Origin of the sequence: Novilysobacter antarcticus, from assembly GCF_019802285.1 — a bacterium.
In the GTDB taxonomy this organism is placed as follows: domain Bacteria; phylum Pseudomonadota; class Gammaproteobacteria; order Xanthomonadales; family Xanthomonadaceae; genus Novilysobacter; species Novilysobacter antarcticus.
Genome location: NZ_JAIEUJ010000001.1, coordinates 605,559 through 628,530, shown reverse-complemented (window position 1 = coordinate 628,530; position 22,972 = coordinate 605,559). Strand labels below are relative to the sequence as shown.

The window sequence follows — 22,972 nt, the reverse complement described above, 5'->3', positions numbered from 1 at the left end:
GCCTCTCAGCGGCTGGACGGCGCTGTCTCCAGCTTGCCAACCTCTTCGCCCAGCGCGCTGCCCTGGGGCGTCAGCAGATACCAGTCGCCCCACTCGTCGTTGCGCTGATGGCCCAGGACATCGCCCGGCCGGGTGTCGCCGACGAAGTGGTAGAGAGGATGCTCGTTGTAGGTGATCTGCTGGCTGCCATCGGGTCGCTCGACCGTGCCAATCAGGGCGGGACTCAAGCCGTCAGTTACAGTCGGCTCGCCGGTGGGCGGAAACAATGGCGCCCACTGGGTCAGGCATGACGCGGTGCACTTGTCGCCATCCAGGTCACCTTCCAGCATGTACACGGCACGACGGTCGTTGTCGGCCACGAAGTCGCCCGGACCACCCACCGACATCACCCTAAGGCTGCCCGAGGCATCGGCTGCATCGGTGACCAGCGTGCCGCCGGGGCCAGTGGGTGACGGCATCTCGCCATCGGCCCTTGCCGGTGGCTCCATGTGGGTGCCGTCTTCTGCTGCCCGGTCGCAGGCACCCAGGGTGAGTGCGAGCGACAATGCACCGAGGGCGGCAAGCGTGCGGTGGTTACGCGGTGCAAGGGTTGTGCGGCTTGGAAAGTTCATAGGTCCTCGTCGTACGCGCGACGGCGCGCATTGAGACCGGCCAGGTGCGGTCGTTGTCCAATTGATAGGGCCGACGACGTTAACGTCCAGTCGACAGCAGGGTCGACCCGACCTTCGTTGCGGGCCCGCTCAGGACGCCTCGGCCGCCTCAAGTGCGTCCGCTATCACCTGCTCGTCCGTGGGCCTGACGACGCGCGCAACTTCCTCGCCGTCACGCATGAACACCAATGTCGGCCAGAGCTTGACCCGGAAGGACCGGCCCAGCCGCCGGCCAGGTCCATCCTCCACCCTCAGGTGGCGAAGGTCGGGGTGCTTCGCGAACACTGCAGCGATATGCGGTTGCGCCCGCTGGCAGTGGCCGCACCACGAGGTACCAAATTCGATGACGCTGGTGCCGGGCAGTGCGTCCACCTCCTCCCGCGTCGGCGCGGTGGTGGCGTAGTCCTGGCTCATGTTTGTTCCTCTCCCTTTTTGTGCCAACGGAGCCCAACCGGTTGGATCGTGCCGATCATGCGGCGGGTGCGGAGCATCGGACTTCGCGCCGCTCAAGGAACCAGTCCCGTAATCGGACTCTAGATACCAGTTTCGCTCCGCTTGACCGTGATGTCCCTTTTCGCCAGTTCCGCCAGAAAAATGTCCGGGTCCACGCAACCCTCGGGAGCAAACACGCCTTTCCCGGAGATCTGACCTGATCCGATCATCTGCGCGATGATCGATGCGGGTACTCCGGTCAGCGGGCCCATCCGTCCGCTGAGGGCATAGGTCATCTTGACGGGCTTTCCGTCGCGCTTGCCAGTGGCGATCAGCATGAACTCGGAAACGGCGGGTGGTAATTCGGCAGGATCCGGATCGGGCATGCGACCCAAAAGGGCGGCAGCCACGTCGGAAGGACGCACGTCGCCCACCTTGAGCTGCAGCGGCTCGTCACTGGTCAGACCCAGCTCCCGGAAGGCGCGCAAGAGCCCGTCAAGGCCAAGCACCCCGCCCTTCTGGGTTACGTTGCGCAACCCCTTGATATAGCGCGGGATGGTGACCGGCTCCGGATGGCCCAGGTAGTACGCTTCGCACTCGCCCAGCACCGGAAATGTCACCCGCTCACTGCCCGACATGGCCGGCACTGTCGTCCAGTCGCCATCGAGAAACTGGACAACGTCGCCATCCACGATATGGATGCCATGCTGGACCGCGGCAGATTTGCCGATGTCGCCCTCCACGTCACTGCTCGGCACGTTCCAGCGAAAATGCAGGTCTTCCAGGTCGTCCAGGCGGTTGGCGGCATCGCGGGCAATCACATTCAACGTTCCCGGGCTGACACCGCAACCAACCAACGCGACGATACCGGCCTGCCTGGCCTGCTCGTGCAGTTCCAGCATGTCTGCGGTAGGTTCCGCATCGTCACAGATGTCGACGTAGTGGCAGCCGGCTTCGATGGCGGCTTTCAGGATGGGCACGCCAAAGCGGTAGTACGGGCCGACGAACGTGATGACCACATCCACGTCCTTCAAGGCCTTGACCAATTCTGGGGTGACGGTGGCATCGATCCGCACCGTTGACACCTTGTCGCTGCCAATCTCCTCTTTCAACTTGTCGGCTGCAGCCAGGTTCAAGTCGCCGATAACCACCGATGCGACCCCGGCCCCGGCAACCAGATCCCTGACGGTGCGGTTGCCTTCCTGACCCGCACCACCCAAGGCTAGGATTTTCATGTCACGTTCCTCTGTTGGAGCGCGCCTGGAAGTGTCCCAAACAGATTCCCGCCAGACGCTTCGGATCCTTGACCATAACCGCTACAGGGTGAGCATGGCGGCTGCGTCCGCGGCGTATTCCTCCTCGGGGTTGAGGGGTTGTTGTAGCTGATCCAGAGATGGCGCCACCAGGCGACCGGTCTTTCGTGCTCGACTTCATTGGGCCCGTGGGTTTCGAGCAACGTTACGGCCTAGCTCTGCGTATGTACGGTCTCATGGCGGCCCAACCGCAGCGCAGTGATCGGCCGGTGGGTCAGGACAACTCGAAGCGGTCTGCATCCAGCATTGCCGGAAAATGCTCACGATGCGCGTGCAATCCAGCCGCGAGCAGGGTCGTGGTGGTGACCAGCTCCTGATCGGTGCATTCGCTCAGCGCATCGCCCAGGTAATCGATGACCGCACTGTCACCGGAATAGGTGAGGTCGTTGCCATCGATGCCAACACGGTTGACACCCGCCACGAAACACAGGTTCTCGATCGCCCGAGCCCGCAGCAGGGTTTTCCACGCATGCGCGCGCGCCGCGGGCCAGTTGGCGACATACAGGGCCAGGTCGTAATCCGGCGCTCCCTTGCGTTCGACATCGAAGCGGTTGCGCGAAAACACCGGGAATCGCAGGTCGTAGCAGACCATCGGGCAGATCCGCCAGCCCTTCCACTCCACCGTCAGGCGGTCACGGCCGGGGGCATAGCGCTTGTGTTCGCCGGCGTAGCGAAACAGGTGCCGCTTGTCATAGCTGTGCAAACCGCCGTCGGGCGTTGCAAACAGCATGCGGTTGAACACCTTGTCACCGTCGCGGATCTGCACGCTCCCGGTAACCGCCGCATCCAGCGCCCTGGCGTGCTCGCGCATCCACACCACCGACTCGCCGTCCATGCTTTCCGCATCATCAATGGCGTCGTTGGAGAAGCCGCTGGTAAACGTTTCCGGCAACACCACCAGATCGGTCAGACCGCGCAGGGAAGAGATCAGACCACCGTAATACTCGCGGTTGCCGGCCGGGTCGTGCCACAGGGTTTCGCCTTGGACCAGGGAGACACGAAGGTTGTCCATTACAGCTTCTCCAGTCGTTTGATCGCCGCGTCGCGGGTTGCTTCGCTCTTGGCGAAGCACAGGCGCACCAGCCGTTGTCCGGCCGGCGGCGTGCCATAAAAAGGCGAGAGCGGAATCGCGGCGACGCCGTGCTCGATCGCGAGCCAGCGACAGAATTCGGCGTCATCCAGGTCGCTTACCGCCGAGTAATCGACGAGCTGGAAGTAGCCACCCGGCACCGGCAGTGGCTTGAAGCGCGTTGTCAGCAGCTGCTCGCGGAAGCGGTCGCGCATGGGCTGGTAGAACGCGCCGAGCTGGAGGTAGTGCTCCGGCTCGTCTCGGATCATCTCGGCAAAGGCGAACTGCGCCGGGGCGAAGGTGCAGAAGGTGTTGTACTGGTGGACCTTGCGGAATTCGGCGCTCAACGCCGGCGGCGCCACGCAATAGCCGACCTTCCAACCGGTGCAGTGGTAGGTCTTGCCGAAACTGGAGATCACGAACGCACGCTCGCGCAGCTCGGGATAGCGCAGCACCGACTCGTGGCGCGCGCCGTCAAAGACGATGTGCTCGTAGACCTCGTCCGACAGCAGGTAGATCTCGGAATCGCGCAATAGCGCACACAGCTGCGCGATGTCATCGGCGTTGAGCATCGCACCGGATGGATTGTGCGGACTGTTGATCATCAGCATCCGGGTCCGCGGCGTAACCGCTGCGCGGATCAGGTCCCAGTCCGGGGCGAAGGTGTGGGGGTCCAGAGGCACGTGCACGGGAACGCCTCCAGCCATTTCGATGGCCGGTTCGTAGCAGTCGTAGCAAGGGTCCAGGACGATGACCTCCTCGCCCGGCCGGACCACAGCGTGGATCGCGTCGAGGATGGCCTCGCTGCCGCCGGAAGTGACCGTGATCTCGGCATCAACGTCGGGCCGGTAGCCGTAGCAACGCTCGGTTTTCTCGGCGATCGCCTCACGCAAGGACGGTATACCGCTCATCGGCGCGTACTGGTTGCGGCCGTCACGCATCGCCCGGGCCAAGGCTTCCACGAGGCGTTCGGGCGGATCGAAATCCGGAAACCCCTGGCCCAAATTGACCGCATCGTGGTCGGCAGCCAGCTGTGACATGACGGTGAAAATCGTCGTGCCGACTTTGGGCAACTTCGTTTCCGGGGCCGGCACGGTGGGGGTGGAAGCGTTGATCGACATGGTCGGACCTGTGAGTCGCAAAGATAGCCAGTCTACGAAATACCGTGACGGCATGAGCGTTGTTCCGGCCGGCACGACCGGCGCCGTATCGCGGACGGGTCGAAGCACGCTTGCATCCCGCCGCCAGTAGTCGGAAGCTGGCTTACATGAGGACACTCAAGGTCGTCAATGCCATCGAGTTGGCCACTGCCTACGCCGCGGCCCGGTATGGGGTGCGGGTGGACGGGGAGGAGTTCCCGCTACTCGTGGGCGAGCGCGCAGCGGGGCTCGAAAGCCGCTGGCCTGCCCGCTCATACGCCTTCATCACCGCCTGGAACCCGGCCTCCGAACCGCGTCCCGACGACGCCAACCAACAAGCAGACGCCCAACTGGTGGCACGTCTGGAGGCGCTGGGCATCCAGCGCGAGCCCGCGTGGGCGGAAGGGCCGGACGGAAAGTGGCATGAACCGGGTTGGCTGCTCGCAGACATCGATGTGCCAACTGCCGCCGCACTGGGCGAATCGCTTGGGCAGGCAGCGATCCTTGCGTGGGATTCAGCCCAGCCGGTGACCCTGCGGATGCTGGCGCCAGGTCCTTCAATGGATGCATGGAAGGAGGCAGTTTCCAACCGCGAACTGCCGTACGACGCAGCGGCCTGCGTCCACTGGAAAGAGCAGCAACGGGACGCTCCGCCGAACGGCTAACATGGGCGCCCGGAGTTTCACCGGCCACTACGCCTCCAGATGACCGCCGCCGATAGATCCGCCCCGCCCCTGCTCGCCGCTCGCGGCCTGCATTTCGCACGCAACGACGACCCCGTGTTCGGCCCGCTGGATTTTTCCGTGGACGCGGGCGAAGCGCTGCTCGTGCAGGGCGGCAATGGGTCGGGCAAGACCACCTTGCTGCGCGTGCTTGCCGGACTGCTGCGCGCCGACGGCGGCGAGGTGGACATCGACGGGCAGCGGGCGCGGGTGTCGCGCCGGGCGCGCGCCATCGCCTATATGGGCCACCTGCCCGGTTTCAAGGCCGACCTGAGTGCGATGGAAAACCTGGCATTTCTCTCCGGCCTGCAGGGACGGCGTCGGAACCAGCTGCCGATCAATGCGTTGGCGATCGTGGGACTGGGCGGATTCGAGGACGCACTCGCCCGCCAGCTGTCCGCCGGACAGAAAAAGCGGCTCTCACTGGCGCGGCTGTGGTTGTCGCCAGCACCGCTGTGGCTGCTGGACGAGCCCTATGCCAACCTGGACCTGGAGGGCATCGAGCTGGTCAACCGGATGATCCAGGCGCACCTGCGCAGCGGCGGGGCGGCATTGGTAACGACGCACGGTGCCTACGCCGCACCGCCCGTGCGCACGCGCATGCTCGAGATGGTCCGACCGTCCGGCGGAGAAATGGCATGAGCGGCACCCTGCCAGGTCTCGTGGGGTCCGCTCAGGCGTTGATGAAGCGCGACCTGCGCCTGCTGTGGCGACGCCGCGGCGATGCGTTCCAGCCCGCGTTGTTTGCCCTGCTCGTGGTGGTGTTGTTCGCTCTCGCCCTTGGCGGCGAGCCCGACACTCTGGCCGCGGTCGCCGGTGCGGTGCTCTGGGTGGCCGTGCTGCTTGCCGGCCTGCTCTCGCTGGACACGCTGTTCCGTGGTGACGCCGAGGATGGCTCGCTTGAGCAATGGATGCTGGCGCCGGTTCCTCTTGGCTGGCTGGTGAGTGTACGCACCTTCATGCATTGGGCGACCACCGCCCTGCCGCTGCTGCTCGCCGCGCCGTTTCTGGCGGAACTGATGCATCTTCCGCGGGCGCAATTGCCGGTTCTGATGGCCGCTCTGGCCCTGGGTACTCCGTTGCTGAGCCTGCTGGGCGCCGTGGTCGCCGCATTGACCGTTGGAATGAGGCGCTCCGGTATACTTGTCGCCTTGCTGGCCCTGCCCCTTTACGTGCCTGTGCTGGTCTTCGGTGCCGGCAGCGTCGCTGCCGCGGCGCAAGGGCTGGACCCGGTCGGCCCGCTGCTTCTGCTGGGCGCGGGACTGGCGGTCGCGCTGGTGCTGGCCCCACTGGTGGCAGCAGCGGCGATCCGGATTGCTTTGAATTGAGGCATATGAATCCCATCGTCCTGTGGTTCCACAAACTCGGTTCGCCTCCCTATTTCGACCGTTTCGCCGCCCGCTGGGCGCCGTGGGCGTATGGGTTGGGCCTGCTGGTGATGGCGTGGGGGGTTTATGGCGCTCTGTTCACCGTGCCGGCCGATTACCAGCAGGGCGACAGCTTCCGCATCCTCTATATCCACGTGCCCGCGGCCTGGATGAGCCTGGCCGTGTTCGGCCTGATGGCGATCTACGCCGCAATCGCGCTGATCTGGCGGATCAAGTTGTGCGAGATCCTCGCGATGGCGTGCGCCCCGATCGGCGCCGGCTTCACCCTCATCACGCTGCTGACCGGGGCGATCTGGGGCAAGCCGATGTGGGGCACGTGGTGGGACTGGGATCCACGGCTGACGACGCAGCTGATCCTGTTGTTCCTGTATCTGGGCGTGATCGGCCTGTACAACGCGATCGATGACCGCCGCAGTGCCGCCCGCGCCGCCGGGCTGCTGGCCATTGTCGGTGTGGTGCTGTTGCCGATCATCCGGTACTCGGTGGTGTGGTGGAATTCGCTGCACCAGGGGCAGACGATCCGCCTGCTGGGCGAGTCGACGATGGACCCAAGCATGCTGCAGCCGTTGATCTGGATGCTGGTCGGCACCAAGTTGTGGTTCATCGGTGCGCTACTGGTGCGGGCCCGCGCCGACAACCTGCGCCGCGAGTCGGGCAAGGCCTGGGTTGCGGCGCTCGCTTCCGGGCCTACCAGGGACAAACAGCAAGCCACCCCGGGGACCTCGCCATGAGCTACCTGGGCTATGTCATTGCCGCTTACGCGGTGTTTGTGGCCGTGCTGGGTGGGGAGTTCCTCGCCAGCTGGCTGCAGGTGCGCAGGGAGTTGCGCACCGCACGGCGCCGTGTCGCCCGGCAGACCGCCGCCCGCGCGCATCAGGCGCCGCCCTCCGTATCCAATGAGTTGACCCGATGAATCCGATTCGCCGCCGCCGCCTGATCTGGGTGCTTGCCCTCGTCGTCGCCGCTGCCATCGCCGCCTCTCTGGTGGCGATGGCGCTGCAGCGCAACGTTGCCTACCTCTACACGCCCAATGAAGTGATCACCGGCGAGGCCGGCGCGGATGTGTCATCCGGGCAGGCCCGGTTCCGCCTCGGCGGCATGGTCGCGGAAGGCTCGCTGAAACGTACCGAGGGCTCGCTGGACTCGCATTTCAGCGTGACCGATGGCGATGCCGAGATGCCGGTGGTTTACACCGGGATCCTCCCGGACCTGTTCCGCGAGAATCAGGCGGTGATCGCCACCGGGCGGATGGAGGGTGACCGCTTCGTCGCCGAGCAGGTGCTGGCCAAGCACGATGAGACCTACATGCCCAAGGAAGTGGCCGACAAGATGGGCATCGCTCACCAGAAACACGACGTCGATATCCCGGTGGGCCCGTAGGCATGTTGCCGGAGCTGGGCCAACTCGCCCTGATTCTCGCCCTGCTGGTGGCCGCCCTGCAGACGGCACTGCCCCTGATCGGCGCTCACCGCGGTATCCAGACCTGGATGGCCGTGGCCCGGCCGGCGGCCTACGCGCAGATGGTGCTTGTGGGGTTTGCGTTCGTGGTGCTGACGATCGGATTCGTCTTGCAGGATTTCTCCTTGCTGTACGTGGCTGAGAACTCCAATTCGCTGCTGCCGCTGGGCTACCGCTACACCGCGGTCTGGGGCGCACACGAAGGCTCGCTGCTGATGTGGGCGACGGTGCTCACGCTGTGGACGGGCGCGGTGGCGAAGTTCTCGCAACGCCTCCCGGCCGAGGTGGTCGCCCGCGTGCTCGGGGTGATGGGCATCGTCAGCCTGGGCTTCCTCGCCTTCCTGATCTTCACCAGCAACCCGTTCGAGCGGCTGTTGCCGGCCGCGATGGAAGGGCGCGACCTCAATCCGCTGCTGCAGGACCCGGGGATGATCATCCATCCACCGATGCTGTACATCGGCTACGTGGGCTTTGCGGTGCCGTTCGCCTTCGCCATCGCCGCGTTGCTGGACGGCCGGGTGGACACGCGCTGGGTGCGCTGGACGCGGCCGTGGACCAACGTTGCCTGGTCGTTTCTTACCCTCGGCATCGCGCTTGGCAGCTGGTGGGCGTATTACGAGCTGGGCTGGGGCGGCTGGTGGTTCTGGGATCCGGTCGAGAACGCGAGCTTCATGCCGTGGCTGGCCGGCGCAGCGCTCTTGCACTCGCAGGCCGTCACCGAGAAACGCGGCAGCTTCCGCGGCTGGACCTTGCTGCTGGCGATCGCCAGTTTCTCGCTGTCGTTGCTGGGCACCTTCCTGGTGCGCTCGGGCGTGCTTACCAGCGTGCACGCCTTCGCCGCCGATCCGGCTCGCGGCCTGTTCATCCTGATCTTCCTTGGCATCGTGATTGGCGGCTCGCTGATCCTCTACGCGATCCGTGCCCCGGGAATTCACCACGACAAGCCCTTCGCGGTCTACTCGCGTGAAACCCTGCTGCTGGCCAACAACCTGCTGCTGGCCACGGCTTGCGCGATGGTCCTGCTGGGTACGCTGTATCCGTTGCTGGCGGACGCGCTCGAGCTGGGCAAGATCTCGGTCGGGCCGCCCTACTTCGCGCTGCTCTTCATCCTGTTGATGGCGCCGATCGTCCTGCTGTTGCCGTTTGGGCCGCTGACCCGCTGGCAGCGTGACCAACCATCGCGTGTCGTGGCGATGCTCGCGCCGTGGCTGCTGGTCGCTTTGATTGCGGGCGTGGCCGCGTTCTTCCTCGCCCCTCAGGGTCGCTGGAAAGTGGCCGCAGGCATCTTCGGCGCCGTGTGGGTGGCACTGGGGACGCTGCGCTTTGTATGGTCCCGCTACAAGGGCGCCAAGACCCGCATGACGGCGGAAATGCTGGGCATGACACTGGCCCATTTGGGCGTGGCGGTGTTCCTGGTTGGCGCGCTGCTGGTTGAAGGCCTTGAGCAGCAGAAGGAAGTTGCGGTCAAGGCGGGCCAGACCGTGGAATTGGGGCACTACTCATTCCGTTTTGACGGCGTCGACATGCGACAGGGCCCGAACTACACCGCCAGCTACGCAACGGTGCACGCGTTCAAGGACGGCAAGCCCCTTGCCGAGCTGCACCCGGAGAAGCGCACCTATGCCAGCGGCGGCGAAGTCATGACCGAGGCGGCGATCGTCAGCGGCGTTACGCGCGACCTCTACGTGGCGATCGGCGAATCGCTGGGCAATGACGCCTGGGCACTGCGCATGCAGGTCAAGCCGTTCGTGCGCTGGATCTGGGCCGGCGCGCTGCTGATGATGCTCGGCGGGCTGGTATCGGCCTCCGACAAGCGTTTCCGCCGGCCTGCGCCGCTCGCCGTCCAACCCGAGGCCACGCCATGACTCACATCGAAAAATCGACGTTCTCGCGTTGGGTGCCGTTGCTTGCCGCTGCGGCGATTGGCGCCCTGCTTCTGGCAGGTGTGATCCTGAGCCGCAACCAGGATCGCGAAGCCTTGCCCTCACCGCTCATCGGCAAGCCGGCTCCGACGTTCGACTTGCCGGTACTGCACGACGGCTCCTACCGGATTTCATCGAAGGAGCTGCTGGGCGAGCCGTATTTGATGAACGTCTGGGGCAGCTGGTGCCCGGAGTGCCGGGTCGAGCATCCGGTGCTCACAAAATTTGCCGAGACCAAGCGCGTGCGCGTGGTTGGCTACAACCTGAAGGACGAACGCGAAGACGCGCTGCGCTGGTTGGAGCAGTTCGGCAACCTCTACTTCGTGGTGCTGGCCGACTACAGCGGCGATACCGCCCTGGACTGGGGCATCTACGGTGCGCCGGAGACCTTCTTGGTCGACGCCAAGGGCGTTGTTCGCTGGAAACACGTTGGCACGGTGACGCAGGAAATCCTCGACGACGAGGTCATCCCGCTGCTCGATCGCATGGACGCTGAATCATGAGGCGTCGCTGGCAGCTGATGTGGGTGCTGGTCCTGCTGTTGCCGGCGCTGGCGTTCGCGCAAGCGGTCAGGGACCCTTCGCCGATGCAGTTCACCGACCAGGCCGAAGCCGACCGGTTCCACGACCTCGCCGGCGAGCTGCGCTGCGTGAAATGTCAGAACCAGTCGCTGGCGGACTCCAATGCCGCCATCGCCCAGGACCTTCGCCATGAGGTGCTGGCCCTGATGCGCCAAGGCAAGTCCAATCCAGAGGTCAAGGAATACCTGGTGGCTCGCTACGGCGAGTTCGTGCTGTACAGGCCGCGGATGGATACCAAGACGTGGCTGCTCTGGTTCGGTCCCGCCTTGGTGCTGCTGGCCGGGGCGATCGTGGTGGTCAACGTGGTGAGGCGGCACTCGCGGCTGGCGGCCGGCGGACCCGGAGACAGCCCCAAGGCCACCGCCGCCGTCGATGAGGACCAGGAGTGGTGATGACTACGTTCGTGATTGCCGGACTTGCAATGGCCCTGGGGGTGATGCTGTGGGTGTTGCGGCCGCTCTGGCGCAGCCGACCGCTGCCGGGCATCGCCCTGACGGTGCTGTTGGCCATCAGCGCCGGCCTGCTCTACACGGTCATTGGCACCCCGCGCGCGCTGGATCCGCTGCAGCGTACCGCTCCGGAGACCTTGGCCGATGCCGTCGGTCAACTGAAGGCCGAGCTGGCCCGCGACCCCAACCAGGTGGAGGGCTGGCGCTTGCTCGCGCGCGCCCATCTCGCCCAAGGCGGTATCGAGGAGTCGATGCGGGCCTACGACCGCGCGTTGAAGCTGGCGCCCGATGATCCCGACATCCTGACCGAAGCCGCCGAGGTCCGTGCCCGCTCGCACGCCGACCGCAGTTTCGATGCCACCTCGGTCGACATGCTGGAGCACGCGCTCGCCCAGCAGCCCAATCACCAGCGCGCCCGCTGGTTTCTCGGCATTGCCAAGCGCCAGGGCGGAGACCCCGCCGCAGCCGTGGCGACCTGGGAGCCGCTGCTCAGCCAGGTAGATCCGGCGACGGCCGCCAGCCTTCGCTCGCAGATAGACGCCGCACGTCAAGACGCCGGGATGGAACCGCTGCCCGACGCCGCACCGGTCGCCGCGTCACCGGTGAACATCACCGTCAGCGTGTCGCTCGATCCGCGCCTGGCGATGCAATACCCGCAGGGGTCCAGCGTCTTCGTCATCGCACGCCAGACCAACGGGTCCCCGGTACCGGTCGCGGTAAAGAAGCTGCAGGCCGGCGCGTTCCCGCTCACCGTGACACTGACCGACAGCGACAGCCTGATGCCGACCATGAAGCTGTCCGAGCTCGAGCAGGTGCGTCTGAGCGCGCGAATTTCCGCCAGCGGCGAGGCCAGCGCGCGCCCCGGCGATTTCGAGTCGGCGCCGGTCGAGCTTGAGACAGGTCCAGAGGTTGCGGCCGCGTTGTTGATCGACCAGGTGGTCAAGTAGGTAGCCGCTAGATGACAGAATTCATCCCGCCAGGCACGCGCTGGATAGACCTCCCCTCGCCCTTCCCGATGAAGCGCGGTGGTCAGTTGCACGGCGCGCGGATTGCCTACGAGACCTGGGGCGAACTCAATGCCGCCGCGGACAACGCGGTGCTGGTCGCACCCGGACTCTCGCCCAATGCCCACATGGCCTCGTCGGACGCCAATCCCGCAGACGGCTGGTGGGAGCCCATGGTGGGCCCGGGAAAGCCCATCGATACCAACCGCTGGTTCGTCATCTGCGCCAACCCGCTGGGCAGCTGCAAGGGCTCAACCGGGCCGGCCTCGACCAACCCGGCCACCGGCCTGCCGTACCGCTTCGATTTTCCCGAACTGTCGATCGAGGACGGTGCCGACGCCCTCGCCCACGTCGTCCGCACCCTGGGCATCGAGCGTTTGGCCTGCGCGGTCGGCAACTCGATGGGCGGCATGGTCGCGCTGTCGCTGTTGATCCGTCATCCGGGCATCGCGGCCGCCCATTTGAACGTGGCCGGCGCGGCCCGCGCGCTGCCGTGGTCGATCGCCATCCGCTCGTTGCAGCGCGAGGCGATCCGCCTGGACCCCAATTTCAACGGCGGCGATTACAGCGACGCGGCCTACCCGGAGTCCGGCATGCGCATGGCGCGCAAGCTGGGCGTCATCACCTATCGCTCCGCGTTGGAATGGGACGGCCGCTTCGGTCGGGTCAGGTTGGACTCCGAGCAGACCGAGGATGAGCCGTTCGGCCTGGAGTTCCAGGTGGAGAGCTATCTGGAAGCCCACGCACGACGCTTTGTCCGTAATTTCGACCCCAACTGCTATCTGTATCTCAGCCGGTCGATGGACTGGTTTGACCTGGGCGACCACTGCGCCGAGCGCGAAGTGGGCGACCGCGCGGCCAGCCACGCACACACGCGCGCCGGCCTGGCGGCGATCCGTATCGAGCGTGCGCTGACGATTGGCGCTCGCACCGATGTCCTGTTCCCGCTGCAACAGCAGATGGAGATCGCCGACGGGCTGCGCGAAGGCGGGGCAACGGCCGATTGCCTGCCGATGCCTTCGCCGCAGGGGCACGATGCGTTCCTGGTGGATTACGATCGTTACTGCCCGGCGATCCGCGCGTTTTTCGATAGTCTTTGATGCGGGCGATCGGCACCTCGCGCCGGGATCGGCCCATCGGCGACAGCAAGCCGATCCATTAGGTCCAATCCGATGAAAGCAAGCGCCCTGCGCGATGTTCGTTCCGGTCGAGGGTGAGTGGTTCGCGGGGGTCGAGAAGGCGCTCCCCGTCGACCTGTGAGGGTTCCATAGCAGCCGCTGGCCCGGCAATCGCGAATTCCGACTTGCGGGAGCTGATCCGTACGCTCCGCCTGCACCCGCCTGCACACGCCGAATGGACGCCGGGTACCGTAAAACAGCTGTTCGGCGCTGTCGCAGCCCGCGCCTTATTGCCGGCGCCGTTGCTTCTGCCGCAAAACAGCAGCGCCCCAACTCCACTACCGCTCTTTCAGGAAAGTCCCATGCACGTCCTTATCGTCGGTGCAAACGGCAATATCGGCCGCCGTCTGATCAAGCGAATGGCCTCCGGTCCGCATAAAAGCCTGACCATGATCCGTGGACTGCGCTGCACCATCGCCCGCCCCGGCACGCTCACAGACGAGGCCGGCACCGGCAACGTCGAGATTGCCAAGGATCTTGGCCGCCACGGTAGCGTCCCGCCCGACGATCTGGCCACCGTGCTGCTCGGTGCATCGTCCGTGTCCCACGCCATCGCTGCCACTTAATGGAACGGGTAGAAGGCGCGGCGCGCTGGCGCATCCTGGCGGTGCTGCTCGGCGTCATCTTCATGTCGTTGATCGGCGTGAGCATCGTCAACGTCGCGCTGCCCTCCATCCAGATCGGGTTGGACGCGGACCAGTCGGACCTGCAATGGGTGCTGTCGGGGTATGCCCTGACCTTCGGAATCATCCTGGTGGCCGCTGGTCGCGCTGGCGACATTGTCGGGCGAGGCGGAATTTTCCTGGTGGGCGTGGGCATCTTCACTCTCGCCTCCATTGCCGCCGGCTTCGCCCCGGACGCGACGTGGCTCAACGCGGCCCGGTTCGTCCAGGGCATCGGCTCGGGACTGGTCAGTCCGCAGGCAATCGGCATGATCCAGCAGTACTTCCGCGGCGACGAGCGCGGGCGTGCCTTCGGTTACCTGGGAACCGTGGTGGGGTTTTCCGTTGCCATCGGCCCGGTGCTCGGAGGCTTTCTCATCGGCGCCGGGGGTCCCGACCTCGGCTGGCGCCTGACATTCCTGGTGAACGCTCCCATCGGAATAATCGCCATCATCCTCGGAATCAGATGGTTCCCCAAGCCGCTTTTCCGACGACCTCGGCAAACAGCCCCAACGGGAACGGATCGGCTAACAAGCTGGCTGTGGTCGCTGGATCCGGTCGGCTCGGTACTGCTTGGGCTGGCCCTGCTGGCCATCCTGTTTCCGTTCATGACCTCCGGCGGCTCGGCACTGTGGTGGGCGCTGTTGCCCACCGGCATCGGGCTGGTCTGGGTGTGGCTGCGCTGGGAGACGCGTTGCCCGCGCCTGGGGCACACCCCGATGGTGGATCTGGATATCTTCCGCACCAGCAGCTTCGCCAACGGCGCGGTGATCATGACCCTCTACTTCACCGGGATGACGAGTGTCTGGGTATTGGTAGCCCTTTATGTACAGGACGGCCAAGGGAAAACCGCGTTTGAATCCGGCCTCTTTGGCATTCCCAGTGCGCTTCTATCGGCCTACGCAGCCCACTGGTCCGGCCGCCGGGTAAATCACTACGGGCGCAAGATCGTTATCGGCGGACTGTTCCTGGCCCTGCTAGGCCTGTTCGCCAGCATTGCGGTCGTGCTCCTGCACGAACGATTCAATGTGAGCGTGTGGTGGCTCGTGCTGTCGCTGTCGTTCATCGGCCTGGCGCAAGGAGCGGTGATCAGCCCGAACCAGACACTGACACTGGCGGAGGTGCCATTGGAGTATGCGGGGAGCTCGGGAGCGATCATGCAGACCGGACAGCGCGTCGGCACCTCGGTGGGAATCGCAATGATCACCGCGGCGGTGTTTGCGTCGCTTGCGCGATGGTCATGGTCGGTCGCCGTGGTGATCGGCTTTGGCTTGATCTCGCTCGTGGTGCTTGTAGCGTTGGCGATGGCTTTCAAGGATCAGCGCGATCGCCAAAAGATCGCAGCCAACTCGACCGGGGCCGAAGACGGGCAACCGCGGACGGCGTTAGTCAGCGACAGCCATTTCTGATCCTTGCTCTCCGGGCAGATGGTTTCATACACCTTGATCAGCTGGCTCCGGCGGACCATGGGAGACCTCGGGCAAGCGCCAGGACCACGCACTTCCAATCAGACCCATCGCTCCCAGCAGCAGCAAAGCCCAGGACGTGCCCAGCATTGCCACGCCCGCGCTGAGGCCGCCGGTCACCAAAAGCAGCACGCCGATGACGGTGTTGCTGACCGCCGTGTAGTCGGTGCGCTTGTTGCCCTCGGCCATATCCACCAGGTAGGTCTTGCGGCCAATGCGCACCCCCGAATGGGCGATCGCCAAAACAAAGAACGCCGCGGGATAGAACCAGCCGCCGACGCGCCACGACGGAGCAAGCAACGTCACTCCGGCGACAAACAGGCACACCAGTGCGGCAAGCCCGCCACCCAGGATCATCACCTGGCGGCTGGATGCATCGGCCATGAATCCCCACACACTGGCGCTCAACGCGCTGGCCAATCCGGACGCGACGACGAACCCGCCCAACAGCACCGCACTTTCGCTGCGTTGCTGGGCGAGCACCACCACGAATGGCGATCCCAGCGCGGATGCGAGCAGGAAAGCCCGGGCGATGACGAAGTTTCGGAAGGGTGCATCGCGCACCAGCAGGCCCAGGCTGCCAATGGCTTCGCGCAGGGCGTTGCCGCCACCGGCCGTCTCCCCGTGGAACTCATCGACCCCGGAGAACACCGCGGCCGCCACAAACCAGCACAGCCCCGCAGCCATCAGTAGCAACGAGTAGAACCGCATGCTGGGGTCGCTGCCGCCTTCAAACAGCAGCAGTCCAACGATCAATGCGACCACCCCGGAGAGGGTGGACGCCAGTCCGGCCAGACGTCCCCGCCGGGACTTCGGCACGCTCTTGCCCTGAACATCCTTCATGGCCACCGAACAGAAACCGCGGCTGACGCTGAACAGCACCAACAGACCAATCACCGACAATGCAGCCGGGAGACCCTGCAGAAGCCACACGGACGCCGCCATGCCGAGCACCACCAGTCCCTGCAGGATAGCTCCCATCACCCAGAACCACTTGCGCACCGGATGGCGGCGGACCCAGGCACCGATGACCAGCTGTGGGATCAGCGATCCGGACTCCCGGATCGGAACCAGCACCCCGACCAGCGCCTGGGGGGCACCGACGGCCACGATCAGCCACGCCAGCACCGTCTTGGGGTTGATCAAGAGGTCACCGATCTTGGTGAACATGCTGGCGACGATGATGCGGAAAAAGTTGCCGGGCACTTCCCGACACGCTTCCTGGCAGATGTCGGTGCAGACGCGGGCATCCTCCTCGTTGGCGACAAGCGCGTACAGGCGTTCGGTCGCGGTGGAATGTTTCATCGAGCTATGAATGTCCCGGTGCTATAAGGACCTCTGCGGTCGCCGACGCGGAAGCACAGGAGAAGAAGATGAGGACATACAAGGTCGGATATCTGGTCGGCAGCATTGCCAAAGACTCCATCAACCGCAAGCTGGCCAACGCGATGTTCAAACTCGCGCCCAAGGAGCTCCACTTCGAGGAGATTTCCTACCGCGACCTGCCGATCTACAGCTACGACTACGACCCGGACTATCCGGATTCCGGGCGCAAGTTCAAGCAGGCCATCGAGAGTTCCGACGCGATCCTGATCGTGACCCCCGAGTACAACCGTTCGATTCCCGGCGGCCTGAAGAACGCGCTGGACTGGGCCAGTCGCCCTTGGGGCACAAACTCGTTCGCCCACATTCCCTCGGCGGTGATCGGCACCTCGCCGGGCGCGATCGGCACCGCCGTGGGCCAGCAGCACCTGCGCAGCATCCTGGGCTTCCTCAATTCTCCGCAGATGAACTCGCCGGAGGCCTACATCCAGTTCAAGGACGGGATGATCAATGAATCCGGCGAGATTGCCGATGCCTCCACGACCGAGTTCCTTGGCGGCTACCTCAAGGCCTTCCACGATCACATACGACACGTCCTGAGCAAGCTACCGGTTGAGAGTTGAAATGGCAGGAGAAGCAAGCACGTGATCGAACTTGTGATCAGGCAGCGCACCCGCGACCTCGGCAGTTTCGAAGTCGGTCGGGTGTTGCCGTTCGCCAAACGCCGGATGGTGGGCCCGTATATTTTCTTCGACCGCATGGGGCCGAAGGACATGGAGCCGGGCCTGCCCCTGCAGGCCGACGTGCGGCCGCACCCGCATATCGGCCTGTCAACGCTCACCTATCTTTTCAACGGCGAGATCACGCATCGCGACAGTGTCGGCTCGGAGCAAGCCGTGGGTCCGGGCGAGGTCAATCTGATGACGGCCGGCAGGGGCATCACCCACTCGGAGCGATTCGAGCGCCTGCGCCGGGAAGGCGGCATGCTGGACGGAATCCAAGCCTGGGTCGCCCTGCCCGACGAGCGCGAAGAGATGGATCCGGGGTTCTGGCACTACGACAGTGCGTCGCTGCCGGTTTTTGACGCCGACGGCGTGGTCGGGCGACTGATCGCCGGCCGTCTTGCCGGCATCGTCTCGCCCGTGCGGACCGAATCACCCCAGTTCTACGTCCACTGGCGCATCAGTGCCGGCGCGCGCGTCTCGCTGCCGGCCGAATATCCCGAGCGAGCCGTCTATGTGGCGCGCGGTGCGGTGGAGCTGGACGGCCAGCGCGTTGACGCCGGTTCGATGGCTGTCCTGACGCCCGGCAAGGCCGCGACCATCTCCGCCGTCGGCGATTCGATGGTGATGGCCTTGGGCGGCGACCCGGTGGGGCCGCGTTACATCGATTGGAACTTCGTCTCCTCCTCCAGCGAGCGGATCGAGCAGGCCCGCGCGGACTGGTCGGCCGGGCGAATGAAACTGCCGGATCTGGACAACAAAGAATTCATCCCGCTGCCGCCCAAGATCGGTCAGATGCGCGAGCCGGAACCGATGTCGTGAATGACAAAACGCGCGCTGATCCGGTGCGCGCGCTATCTTGAGCAGGCACGGATCCGCCGATAGCATGAACCCCTGACGGCTGCGGCATTTTCCACGGATTTGCGAATCGCCCGACGTCACTACTGGTAGTACGAGGCTTGCCGAAAGCGTTGCGGACGTGCGTCTCGGCCGCAGTCGGGTGGAATCCACACAAATCCAAGTCTGGAGCTCAAAGTGTCCGCCGTATCTCCGCCGAACCCAAAGCCGTCCTTTTCCTGGTTTGTCCTGAGCCTGATGGCCAGCGTCACCTTCGTGGGAATCCTGTCCGAGCTGGTGCCGTCGGGAATCCTGCCGCAGATGACCGAGGGGCTGGGCGTCGAGGAAAGCGATGTCGGCTTTCTGGTCGGTGTGTATGCCCTTGCCTCCGCCGTTGCCGCCATTCCCCTGGTCAGCGCGACCCTCGCCTTCAACCGCAAGGCGCTGTTGATGGCGCTATTGATCGGGTTTGCGGTTTCCAACGTCGTGGTAGGTGTCTCGTCGTCCTATCCGGTGATCATCGCCGCGCGTATTGTCGGCGGCATCTGCGCCGGCGTGATGTGGCCGATGATCGCCGCGTACGGCACCCGGCTGGTCCCCGAACACATGCATGGCAAGGCCATCACGGTGATCATGTCCGGCAATACCCTGGGCATCAGCATCGGGCTGCCGGCGATGACCGCGATCGGCCTGATGTTCGGCTGGCGCAGCGTCTTTCTGGCCTTGGGCGGGATCGTCGCGGTGATCGCAGTGCTGTCGTATTTCTTTTTACCCTCGGTGAGCGGCGAAAAGCTCAGCAAGAGCAACTCGCCGCTGGCGGTGCTGAAAATGCCGTCGATCCTGATCGTCCTGCTGTTGACCTTCTTGTCCGTCGCGGCCCACTACGGCGTCTACACCTACATCACCTTGCTGGTCGAGATGATCGGGTTCGCCGGCGGCATCGGCGTGGCGCTGCTGATCTTCGGCATCGGCTCGGTCATTTCCGTGGTGCTTTCCGCGAAATACATCGACGCGCATCTGCGGCCCCTGATCGTGGTCATGCTCGGCATCGGCGGCCTTTCCATGGCCCTGTTCCTGGCCTTCAAGGGAATGGCGGGCGTCTCACACATCGCGTTCTTCCTTTGGGGCCTGGCCTTCGGTCCGCTGGTGACGATGTACCAGACCGCCGTGAGCAAACAGGTCGAGAAAGCCAAGGACGTCGCCACGTCGGTGCAGTCGAGTGTCTTCAACCTCTCCATCATGATCGCGACCTGGGTCGGTGGAATGCTGCTGAACGACTCCCCCTCGGCCGGCATCAAGCGCATCGTCTACCTGTCGCTCGCCTGTTTTATCGCGGCCATGATTATCGCGTTTCTGGCCAAACGCACGCTGCGGTCCTCCCCCGTTCCGGCCAGCAGAAAATGACAGAGAAAAGCCATGAAAAAATACACCAATGCCCGGATCTACCGGCAGCACGATGATCTCAACGAGATCCTGGTAGACAAGGGCGTCATCCAGAAGATTGGCAAGAATCTGGGCCAGGCCGATGAGGAGATCGACCTGCAGGGCCGTCTGGTGGTTCCACCCTACGTGGATTCCCACCTGCACCTGGATTACGTCTATACCGCCCGCAGCGAGGGCGCGACCAACAACAGCGGTACATTGTTCGAAGGCATTGCCCGCTGGCACGACGTCAAGAAGACCCAGACCCTGGAGGACGCCAAAGAGCGCGCCTTGAAGGGCATCCGGGAAGAGGTATCCAAGGGCGTCCAGTACATCCGCACCCACATCGACGTGTGCGACCCGCGGCTGACGGGCCTGAAGGCGATGCTGGAAATCCGCGAACAGCTGAAGGACAAGGTCACCATCCAGATCGTCGCCTTCCCCCAGGAGGGTATGTACGCCTACAAGGGCGGCGACGAGATGGTCGAGGAAGCGCTGAAGATGGGCGCCGACTGCGTCGGTGCGATCCCGCACTTCGAGTGGGCCCGCGAGATCGGCGAGAAGTCCATGCACCGCACCGTCGAGCTGGCGGTCAAGCACGACAAACTCATCGACGTGCATTGCGACGAGACCGACGACGTGATGAGCCGCTTTGTGGAGTTGCTCAACGCCCTGGTGATGGCCGAAGGGATTGGCAGCCGCACCGCCGCCAGCCACACCTGCTCGTTCGGCTCGGCGGACAATGCCTACGCCTTCCGCATGATGGGACTGTTCCAGAAATCCGGGATGAACTTCATCTCCCTGCCCACTGAAAACGCCTATCTGCAGGGCCGGCAGGACACCTATCCCAAGCGTCGTGGCCTGACCCGGGTCAAGGAGCTGTGGGAGAGCGGCATCAACGTCTGCTTCGGCCAGGACTCGATCAACGATCCGTGGTACCCGGTTGGCAACGGCAACCTGATGAACATTCTCGACAACGGCATCCACCTGGCGCAGACGATGTCCTTCGAGGAACTCGACAAGTGCCTGGACCTGATCACTTACAACGGCGCGAAGACCTTCAACGTCGAAGACCAGTACGGCATCGAAGCGGGCAAGCCGGCCAACTTCCTCGTGCTGGACGCCAACTCACCCTTTGAAGCCGTGCGCCAGCGCGCCGATGTGCTGGCCTCGATCCGCAACGGCGAGTACCTGTTCAAGCGCCCGGAGCCGGACTACGAGATCGCGCTCGCCATCTAGATTGGGCTTATCCTGGCGGGCTTTCACTGGACCAATAGACAAAAACGAAGGGCCTGCGATCTCTCGCAGGCCCTTCGTTTTAATTGGTGCCGAAGGGGGGACTCGAACCCCCACAATGTCTCCATCGGCGGATTTTGAATCCGCTGCGTCTACCGATTCCGCCACTTCGGCGCGGACCGGGAGTATAGCGGAGGCCACGCGCTGTGCTCCACCTTTTTTGCCCTCACCACGGCCACCAGCCACGTCCGCTCAGCGCATAGCGGTCGGCCGCGCGCTCGAACCGGTTGCGTGCGCTTACGCCGCCGCTCAACAGGTACAGAGGCAGGAACAACGGCCCCAGCGCCATGTACTGATAGATGTGGGCCCGCTCGTGATCAGCCAGGCATACCGACGGCTCCATGCCCCACCCTGCTTTGTGGGCGTAGGTGTGGCAGTGCGCATCGAGATCTTCGCCGGTGTGGATGATCACGTTGCCCAGCGTGAGCGCCCCGCCCGGGCCCCAGCGCCAGTTGTGGAATACCAATGCCAGATCGGCGGCCCGCCATTGGATTCGCGCGCCAAACGGAAGACCGGCCAGGCCCAAAACAAGCCCCAGCACGGTGTTGGGGGACGTCCACGCCATGCCGGCGATCACAGCCAGAAGCGTACCGCGTCCAGGCCAGCGACTTGTCAGACGCCTTCCTCCGGCATCAGCAGCCACAGGATCAGATAGACGATGATGCCGGGGAACGCGGCGGAAGCGATTGAAAGGATCACGTACAGCAGTCGCAGCAGGTTAGCGTTCCAGCCGAAGCGCCGGGCAATGCCGCCCATGACCCCGGCCAGCATTCGATCGTTGCGCGAGCGGGTAAAGGGACCAGTCGCGGATTTCATGGGGAACCCTCCTCTGTCAGCGCGACCGCGGCGCAAGCCAGTCATGCACCGCCTGCGGAACCTCACGCTGGGCGCGGCTGGAGACGTAAATGCCGATATGGCCCCCACGGAACGACAGCTCGCTGTAGTCCGCGGTGCCCACCAGGCCACCCAATGCCTGCGATGAGGACGGCGGCACCAGATGGTCATGCTGGGCGAACACATTCAGTACCGGCATGTCGACGCGGGACAGATCCACACTGCGGTCGCCGATGCGGATGCTGCCCTTGATGAAGCCATTGGCCTGATAGAACTGCTTGGTGAACTGGCGGAACGCCTCACCGGCCTGGTCGGGCGAGTCGAAGATCCAGTTCTCCATGCGCAGGAAGTCCTCCAGCGCATCCTTGTCATCCATGATGTCGATCAGCCCCACATACTTCTGCACGAACAGCCGCCACGGCTTCAACGTCAGGTAGGTGAAGTTCATCATGTCGGCGGGGATATTGCCCAGCGTGTCGACCATCAGGTCCACGTCGACTTCACGGATCCAGTTGGACAGCATGTTGTCTTCGGTGTGGAAGTCCACCGGAGTGACCATGGTGATCAGGTTCTTGATCTTCTCCGGATTCAGCGCCGCGTAGCACAGGGAAAACGCTCCGCCCTGGCAGATGCCCAGCAGGTTGATCGCGTCCAGATGATGGGCCGCGCGAATGTGGTCGATGGCGCCGCCCAGGTAGCGCTGGATGTAATCCTCAAGCTCCAGGTACCGATCGGAGCGATCGGGGTAGCCCCAATCCAGGATGTACACATCCTCGCCGCGAGCCAGCAGTCCCCGCACGATCGACTTGTCCGGCTGCAGGTCAACCATGTAGGGCCGGTTGACCAGTGCGTAGGCAATCAGCAGAGGCACCTTCGCGGTAGGTGCGCGGCCGTCTTCCAGCTGGGCGCCTCGATAGCGGTACAGCCGGACCTTGCCGTCGCTCCAGACTTCCTCTTTGGGCGTAGCGCCGTAGCCGATGTCGCCGACTTGATGAAGGGTCTTCAATCCCGCGCGCAGCTTCTCCTGCACGACGCCCGCTTCCCGCGCCAGAGCATCGGCGCTGAAGTCGAACGGGCCAACGGAGAATGGTGAGGAAGTGTCCAT

The 22,972-nt window shown here is 64.5% G+C and carries 27 protein-coding genes and 1 tRNA gene; 17 read left to right on the top strand and 11 right to left on the bottom strand.

The features are described from left to right. Positions 1 to 5: 5 nt before the first annotated feature. The 6 genes from KZ491_RS02935 to KZ491_RS02910 form a co-directional block, all read right to left on the bottom strand. Positions 6 to 611 carry a COG4315 family predicted lipoprotein gene (locus tag KZ491_RS02935; RefSeq protein ID WP_222564346.1) on the bottom strand — a complete coding sequence of 202 codons (606 nt, stop codon included), beginning with the start codon at positions 609 to 611 and terminating at the stop codon, positions 6 to 8. Between the two features lie 129 nt (positions 612 to 740). Next, positions 741 to 1,064 (bottom strand): thioredoxin family protein, encoded by a 324-nt coding sequence (locus KZ491_RS02930; RefSeq protein WP_222564345.1) that lies wholly within the window; start codon positions 1,062 to 1,064, stop codon positions 741 to 743. Positions 1,065 to 1,183: 119 nt separating this feature from the next. Beyond that, positions 1,184 to 2,317 carry a saccharopine dehydrogenase family protein gene (locus KZ491_RS02925; RefSeq protein ID WP_222564344.1) on the bottom strand — a complete coding sequence of 378 codons (1,134 nt, stop codon included), beginning with the start codon at positions 2,315 to 2,317 and terminating at the stop codon, positions 1,184 to 1,186. Beyond that, complete coding sequence (locus KZ491_RS12915; protein ID WP_222564343.1) at positions 2,314 to 2,538, bottom strand: cation-transporting P-type ATPase; 225 nt, start codon at positions 2,536 to 2,538, stop codon at positions 2,314 to 2,316. Before KZ491_RS12915 ends, KZ491_RS02925 begins: the two co-directional genes overlap by 4 nt. A 71-nt stretch (positions 2,539 to 2,609) precedes the next feature. Continuing rightward, on the bottom strand, positions 2,610 to 3,407 hold the full coding sequence (locus KZ491_RS02915) for an amidohydrolase (RefSeq protein WP_222564342.1): 798 nt from the start codon (positions 3,405 to 3,407) through the stop codon (positions 2,610 to 2,612). Beyond that, complete coding sequence (locus KZ491_RS02910) at positions 3,407 to 4,585, bottom strand: pyridoxal phosphate-dependent aminotransferase (RefSeq protein ID WP_222564341.1); 1,179 nt, start codon at positions 4,583 to 4,585, stop codon at positions 3,407 to 3,409. The genes KZ491_RS02915 and KZ491_RS02910 overlap by 1 nt, the downstream gene beginning before the upstream one ends. 146 nt (positions 4,586 to 4,731) lie before the next feature. Here KZ491_RS02910 and KZ491_RS02905 point away from each other — a divergent pair, with 146 nt between their 5' ends. The 13 genes from KZ491_RS02905 to KZ491_RS02845 all read left to right on the top strand — a co-directional run bounded on the left by KZ491_RS02905 (position 4,732) and on the right by KZ491_RS02845 (position 15,376). Further along, on the top strand, positions 4,732 to 5,268 hold the full coding sequence (locus KZ491_RS02905) for a DUF3293 domain-containing protein (RefSeq protein WP_222564340.1): 537 nt from the start codon (positions 4,732 to 4,734) through the stop codon (positions 5,266 to 5,268). Positions 5,269 to 5,307: 39 nt separating this feature from the next. Further along, positions 5,308 to 5,967 (top strand): heme ABC exporter ATP-binding protein CcmA, encoded by a 660-nt coding sequence (gene ccmA, locus KZ491_RS02900; protein WP_222564339.1) that lies wholly within the window; start codon positions 5,308 to 5,310, stop codon positions 5,965 to 5,967. Then, on the top strand, positions 5,964 to 6,653 hold the full coding sequence (gene ccmB / locus KZ491_RS02895; protein WP_222564338.1) for a heme exporter protein CcmB: 690 nt from the start codon (positions 5,964 to 5,966) through the stop codon (positions 6,651 to 6,653). Before ccmA ends, ccmB begins: the two co-directional genes overlap by 4 nt. Before the next feature lie 5 nt (positions 6,654 to 6,658). Then, positions 6,659 to 7,444 carry a heme ABC transporter permease gene (locus tag KZ491_RS02890; protein ID WP_222564337.1) on the top strand — a complete coding sequence of 262 codons (786 nt, stop codon included), beginning with the start codon at positions 6,659 to 6,661 and terminating at the stop codon, positions 7,442 to 7,444. Next, the gene (gene ccmD / locus KZ491_RS02885) at positions 7,441 to 7,626 is read left to right on the top strand and encodes a heme exporter protein CcmD (protein ID WP_043958939.1); all 186 of its coding nucleotides are present in this window, start codon (positions 7,441 to 7,443) and stop codon (positions 7,624 to 7,626) included. Before KZ491_RS02890 ends, ccmD begins: the two co-directional genes overlap by 4 nt. Then, positions 7,623 to 8,093: a cytochrome c maturation protein CcmE gene (gene ccmE, locus KZ491_RS02880; RefSeq protein ID WP_222564336.1), complete on the top strand. Its 471-nt coding sequence runs from the start codon at positions 7,623 to 7,625 to the stop codon at positions 8,091 to 8,093. Before ccmD ends, ccmE begins: the two co-directional genes overlap by 4 nt. 2 nt (positions 8,094 to 8,095) lie before the next feature. Further along, a complete protein-coding gene (locus KZ491_RS02875) occupies positions 8,096 to 10,036 on the top strand; it encodes a heme lyase CcmF/NrfE family subunit (RefSeq protein WP_043958941.1) in 1,941 nt (646 codons plus the stop codon). Beyond that, entirely contained in the window at positions 10,033 to 10,596 is a 564-nt protein-coding gene (locus tag KZ491_RS02870; RefSeq protein WP_222564335.1) for a DsbE family thiol:disulfide interchange protein, read from the top strand. The genes KZ491_RS02875 and KZ491_RS02870 overlap by 4 nt, the downstream gene beginning before the upstream one ends. Beyond that, the gene (locus KZ491_RS02865) at positions 10,593 to 11,066 is read left to right on the top strand and encodes a cytochrome c-type biogenesis protein (RefSeq protein ID WP_246606473.1); all 474 of its coding nucleotides are present in this window, start codon (positions 10,593 to 10,595) and stop codon (positions 11,064 to 11,066) included. The genes KZ491_RS02870 and KZ491_RS02865 overlap by 4 nt, the downstream gene beginning before the upstream one ends. Beyond that, positions 11,066 to 12,070 (top strand): tetratricopeptide repeat protein, encoded by a 1,005-nt coding sequence (locus KZ491_RS02860; protein WP_222564334.1) that lies wholly within the window; start codon positions 11,066 to 11,068, stop codon positions 12,068 to 12,070. Before KZ491_RS02865 ends, KZ491_RS02860 begins: the two co-directional genes overlap by 1 nt. Positions 12,071 to 12,081: 11 nt before the next feature. Then, on the top strand, positions 12,082 to 13,227 hold the full coding sequence (metX, locus tag KZ491_RS02855; RefSeq protein WP_222564333.1) for a homoserine O-acetyltransferase MetX: 1,146 nt from the start codon (positions 12,082 to 12,084) through the stop codon (positions 13,225 to 13,227). Between the two features lie 203 nt (positions 13,228 to 13,430). Then, entirely contained in the window at positions 13,431 to 13,871 is a 441-nt protein-coding gene (locus KZ491_RS02850; RefSeq protein ID WP_222564332.1) for a Rossmann-fold NAD(P)-binding domain-containing protein, read from the top strand. A gap of 41 nt (positions 13,872 to 13,912) precedes the next feature. Further along, positions 13,913 to 15,376 (top strand): MFS transporter, encoded by a 1,464-nt coding sequence (locus KZ491_RS02845; RefSeq protein WP_222564331.1) that lies wholly within the window; start codon positions 13,913 to 13,915, stop codon positions 15,374 to 15,376. Between the two features lie 24 nt (positions 15,377 to 15,400). On the opposite strand, the gene KZ491_RS02840 is transcribed toward KZ491_RS02845, so the two are convergent. Further along, positions 15,401 to 16,738: an MFS transporter gene (locus KZ491_RS02840; protein ID WP_222564330.1), complete on the bottom strand. Its 1,338-nt coding sequence runs from the start codon at positions 16,736 to 16,738 to the stop codon at positions 15,401 to 15,403. Positions 16,739 to 16,806: 68 nt separating this feature from the next. Between KZ491_RS02840 and KZ491_RS02835 the strand changes: the two genes are divergently transcribed. The 4 genes from KZ491_RS02835 to codA all read left to right on the top strand — a co-directional run bounded on the left by KZ491_RS02835 (position 16,807) and on the right by codA (position 20,976). Further along, a complete protein-coding gene (locus KZ491_RS02835; RefSeq protein WP_222564329.1) occupies positions 16,807 to 17,379 on the top strand; it encodes an NADPH-dependent FMN reductase in 573 nt (190 codons plus the stop codon). A gap of 21 nt (positions 17,380 to 17,400) precedes the next feature. Next, the gene (locus KZ491_RS12875; protein WP_222564328.1) at positions 17,401 to 18,300 is read left to right on the top strand and encodes a pirin family protein; all 900 of its coding nucleotides are present in this window, start codon (positions 17,401 to 17,403) and stop codon (positions 18,298 to 18,300) included. Between the two features lie 273 nt (positions 18,301 to 18,573). Continuing rightward, positions 18,574 to 19,719, top strand: coding sequence for an MFS transporter (locus KZ491_RS02825; protein WP_281421640.1), 1,146 nt, complete (start codon positions 18,574 to 18,576; stop codon positions 19,717 to 19,719). A 12-nt stretch (positions 19,720 to 19,731) separates the two neighbouring features. Next, complete coding sequence (gene codA, locus KZ491_RS02820) at positions 19,732 to 20,976, top strand: cytosine deaminase (protein ID WP_222564326.1); 1,245 nt, start codon at positions 19,732 to 19,734, stop codon at positions 20,974 to 20,976. Between the two features lie 84 nt (positions 20,977 to 21,060). Here the strand turns inward: codA and KZ491_RS02815 are convergent. The 4 genes from KZ491_RS02815 to KZ491_RS02800 all read right to left on the bottom strand — a co-directional run bounded on the left by KZ491_RS02815 (position 21,061) and on the right by KZ491_RS02800 (position 22,972). Beyond that, a tRNA-Leu gene (locus tag KZ491_RS02815) sits at positions 21,061 to 21,147 on the bottom strand. 52 nt (positions 21,148 to 21,199) lie between these two features. Next, a complete protein-coding gene (locus tag KZ491_RS02810; protein ID WP_222564325.1) occupies positions 21,200 to 21,598 on the bottom strand; it encodes a hypothetical protein in 399 nt (132 codons plus the stop codon). Positions 21,599 to 21,645: 47 nt separating this feature from the next. Continuing rightward, complete coding sequence (locus KZ491_RS02805) at positions 21,646 to 21,849, bottom strand: PspC domain-containing protein (RefSeq protein WP_222564324.1); 204 nt, start codon at positions 21,847 to 21,849, stop codon at positions 21,646 to 21,648. 16 nt (positions 21,850 to 21,865) lie between these two features. Further along, complete coding sequence (locus KZ491_RS02800) at positions 21,866 to 22,972, bottom strand: class III poly(R)-hydroxyalkanoic acid synthase subunit PhaC (RefSeq protein ID WP_222564323.1); 1,107 nt, start codon at positions 22,970 to 22,972, stop codon at positions 21,866 to 21,868.

Bases quoted from the DNA above. Each gene is read 5' to 3' on its own strand.
- KZ491_RS02935 (WP_222564346.1), bottom strand. From the start codon at position 611: ATGAACTTTCCAAGCCGCACAACCCTTGCACCGCGTAACCACCGCACG.
- KZ491_RS02930 (WP_222564345.1), bottom strand. From the start codon at position 1,064: ATGAGCCAGGACTACGCCACCACCGCGCCGACGCGGGAGGAGGTGGAC.
- KZ491_RS02925 (WP_222564344.1), bottom strand. From the start codon at position 2,317: ATGAAAATCCTAGCCTTGGGTGGTGCGGGTCAGGAAGGCAACCGCACC.
- KZ491_RS02915 (WP_222564342.1), bottom strand. From the start codon at position 3,407: ATGGACAACCTTCGTGTCTCCCTGGTCCAAGGCGAAACCCTGTGGCAC.
- KZ491_RS02910 (WP_222564341.1), bottom strand. From the start codon at position 4,585: ATGTCGATCAACGCTTCCACCCCCACCGTGCCGGCCCCGGAAACGAAG.
- KZ491_RS02905 (WP_222564340.1), top strand. From the start codon at position 4,732: ATGAGGACACTCAAGGTCGTCAATGCCATCGAGTTGGCCACTGCCTAC.
- ccmA (WP_222564339.1), top strand. From the start codon at position 5,308: ATGACCGCCGCCGATAGATCCGCCCCGCCCCTGCTCGCCGCTCGCGGC.
- ccmB (WP_222564338.1), top strand. From the start codon at position 5,964: ATGAGCGGCACCCTGCCAGGTCTCGTGGGGTCCGCTCAGGCGTTGATG.
- KZ491_RS02890 (WP_222564337.1), top strand. From the start codon at position 6,659: ATGAATCCCATCGTCCTGTGGTTCCACAAACTCGGTTCGCCTCCCTAT.
- ccmD (WP_043958939.1), top strand. From the start codon at position 7,441: ATGAGCTACCTGGGCTATGTCATTGCCGCTTACGCGGTGTTTGTGGCC.
- ccmE (WP_222564336.1), top strand. From the start codon at position 7,623: ATGAATCCGATTCGCCGCCGCCGCCTGATCTGGGTGCTTGCCCTCGTC.
- KZ491_RS02875 (WP_043958941.1), top strand. From the start codon at position 8,096: ATGTTGCCGGAGCTGGGCCAACTCGCCCTGATTCTCGCCCTGCTGGTG.
- KZ491_RS02870 (WP_222564335.1), top strand. From the start codon at position 10,033: ATGACTCACATCGAAAAATCGACGTTCTCGCGTTGGGTGCCGTTGCTT.
- KZ491_RS02865 (WP_246606473.1), top strand. From the start codon at position 10,593: ATGAGGCGTCGCTGGCAGCTGATGTGGGTGCTGGTCCTGCTGTTGCCG.
- KZ491_RS02860 (WP_222564334.1), top strand. From the start codon at position 11,066: ATGACTACGTTCGTGATTGCCGGACTTGCAATGGCCCTGGGGGTGATG.
- metX (WP_222564333.1), top strand. From the start codon at position 12,082: ATGACAGAATTCATCCCGCCAGGCACGCGCTGGATAGACCTCCCCTCG.
- KZ491_RS02840 (WP_222564330.1), bottom strand. From the start codon at position 16,738: ATGAAACATTCCACCGCGACCGAACGCCTGTACGCGCTTGTCGCCAAC.
- KZ491_RS02835 (WP_222564329.1), top strand. From the start codon at position 16,807: ATGAGGACATACAAGGTCGGATATCTGGTCGGCAGCATTGCCAAAGAC.
- KZ491_RS02825 (WP_281421640.1), top strand. From the start codon at position 18,574: ATGGCCAGCGTCACCTTCGTGGGAATCCTGTCCGAGCTGGTGCCGTCG.
- codA (WP_222564326.1), top strand. From the start codon at position 19,732: ATGAAAAAATACACCAATGCCCGGATCTACCGGCAGCACGATGATCTC.
- KZ491_RS02810 (WP_222564325.1), bottom strand. From the start codon at position 21,598: ATGGCGTGGACGTCCCCCAACACCGTGCTGGGGCTTGTTTTGGGCCTG.
- KZ491_RS02805 (WP_222564324.1), bottom strand. From the start codon at position 21,849: ATGAAATCCGCGACTGGTCCCTTTACCCGCTCGCGCAACGATCGAATG.
- KZ491_RS02800 (WP_222564323.1), bottom strand. From the start codon at position 22,972: ATGGACACTTCCTCACCATTCTCCGTTGGCCCGTTCGACTTCAGCGCC.